Here is a 1969-nt window from a genome sequence, read left to right as displayed (position 1 = left end):
TCGTGTCGAGAAGGTGCGGAGCGACACCGAGAGGAGGTGGTGATGGTCGAGCGGGGACACGTGTTCCGCCGGGCCTTCTCCTGGGTTCCCGCCCAATTCGCCTCCCAGAGCGATGCGCCGGTCGGCGCTCCGCGGCAATTCGGCTCCACCGAGCACCTGTCGATTGAGGCGATCTCGGCCTTCGTCGACGGCGAGTTGCGGATGAATGCGCATCTGCGGGCCGCCCACCACATCTCGTTGTGCCCGGAATGCGCCGCCGAGGTCGACGGCCATCGTCGGGCCCGTTCCGCGCTGCGCGATTCGAATCCGATCAGAGTCCCCAGCGCGCTGCTCGGTCTGCTCTCGCAGATCCCGCACTGTCCGCCCGAGGGCGAGGCCGAAACCGAGCGCATCCGCCGGCCGCCCGGCCCCCGTGGGTCCGGCAACAGTGGCCCGCCCCCAGATCGTGGCCGGCCGACGACGATGCGCGACCGGTTCTCCGACGGCAACAGGCGCGAGCGCCATTAGCCTCGGTAGGGTGGTGACCAGTTTGGCCAAGCCGGTGCTCGGCGCCGTGCTCGAATCCATGGTGCTGGTGTGCGCAGCGCTCGGAAAAGGATGACGTGAGCTCCGATCAAGACAACAACGGCGCCCCTCGGCTGGCGCCGCGTCCCGTGTCCCGCCCGCCCGTCGATACCGCGACCGGTCAGGCCTTCGGACGGCCCGACGGCGTGCAGGGCTCGTTTGTCGCCGACCGGGTGCGCCCGTCGAAGTACCGCGACTCCGCTGAGTTCAATCCGCACACCGCACCCGCCGACCCGGTTCTGACCGAGGCGTTCGGCCGCCCCTTCCCGGGCGCCGACTCCCTGCAGCGTCACCCCGCTGATGCGGGCGCCCTCGAAGCCGGTCGAGTCAACGGCGAAATCGAAGACCCCGAAGACCCGTGGCGCGACCCCGGCGCTGCCGCCGCCCTGGGCGATCCGGCGGTCACGCCTGCGGTCCAGGGCGCCGTGGCCGGCCGGGATGTGCTCGGGGTGCGCGATGTGCTGTTCGGCGGCCGGGTGTCGTATCCGGCGCTGCTGGTGCTCGCCGTGCTCGCGTTGCTCATCGGGTTGGTCGGCGGCGTGGTAGGGCGCAAGACGGCCGAGGTCGTCGAGGCCTTCACCACCTCCAAGGTGACCCTGTCGACCAACAACAATAACGAATCGCCAGCTGGCCGGTTCGCTAAAGTCGCTGCAGCAGTGGCTGATTCGGTGGTCACCATCCAGTCGGTCAGCGATCAGGAGGGCATGCAGGGTTCGGGCTTCGTGGTCGATGGTCGCGGATACATCGTCACCAACAACCACGTCATCTCCGAAGCGGCCAACAGCCCGAGCCAGTTCAAGACCACGGTCGTCTTCAACGACGGCAAGGAAGTTCCCGCCCACCTGGTCGGCCGCGACCCCAAGACCGACCTGGCCGTCCTCAAGGTCGACAACGTCAACAACCTCACGGTCGCCAGGCTCGGCGACTCCGACAAGGTGCGCGTCGGCGACGAGGTACTGGCCGCCGGTGCGCCGCTGGGTCTGCGCAGCACCGTGACGCACGGCATCGTCAGCGCGTTGCATCGCCCAATTCCGCTGTCGGGCGAGGGTTCTGACACCGACACCGTCATCGATGCCATCCAGACCGATGCCTCGATCAACCACGGAAACTCCGGCGGTCCGCTGATCGACATGGACTCGCAGGTCATCGGCATCAACACCGCCGGCAAGTCACTGTCCGACAGCGCCAGCGGACTGGGTTTCGCGATCCCGGTCAACGAAGCGAAAGTCGTCGCGCAGGCGCTGATCAAGGACGGCAAGATCGTTCATCCGACGCTGGGCCTGAGTGCCCGCTCGGTGAGCAACGCGATCGCGCAGGGCGCCCAGGTCGCCAACGTCAAAGCCGGTGGCCCCGCGGAAAAGGGCGGCATCAAGGAAAACGACGTGGTGGTCAAGGTCGGCAACCG

Annotated in this window: 2 protein-coding genes; both read left to right on the top strand. The window is 68.0% G+C overall.

Annotated features, from left to right (window positions below; genetic code table 11):
- Positions 1 to 42: 42 nt before the first annotated feature.
- Positions 43 to 507 carry an anti-sigma E factor RseA gene (gene rseA / locus AC2VOG_RS20025; protein WP_486941568.1) on the top strand — a complete coding sequence of 155 codons (465 nt, stop codon included), beginning with the start codon at positions 43 to 45 and terminating at the stop codon, positions 505 to 507.
- A gap of 95 nt (positions 508 to 602) precedes the next feature.
- Positions 603 to 1969 (top strand): serine protease HtrA (htrA, locus tag AC2VOG_RS20020; protein ID WP_486941567.1); only part of this gene is annotated, 1367 nt, incomplete at its 3' end.

Source organism: Mycobacterium sp. TH-M11, from assembly GCF_057473725.1.
Note: the sequence above shows the minus strand (reverse complement) of the source record. Positions and strands in the feature narration are given on the sequence as shown.

Coding starts and splice junctions, on each gene's coding strand:
- rseA (WP_486941568.1), top strand. CDS start 43: ATGGTCGAGCGGGGACACGTGTTCCGCCGGGCCTTCTCCTGGGTTCCC.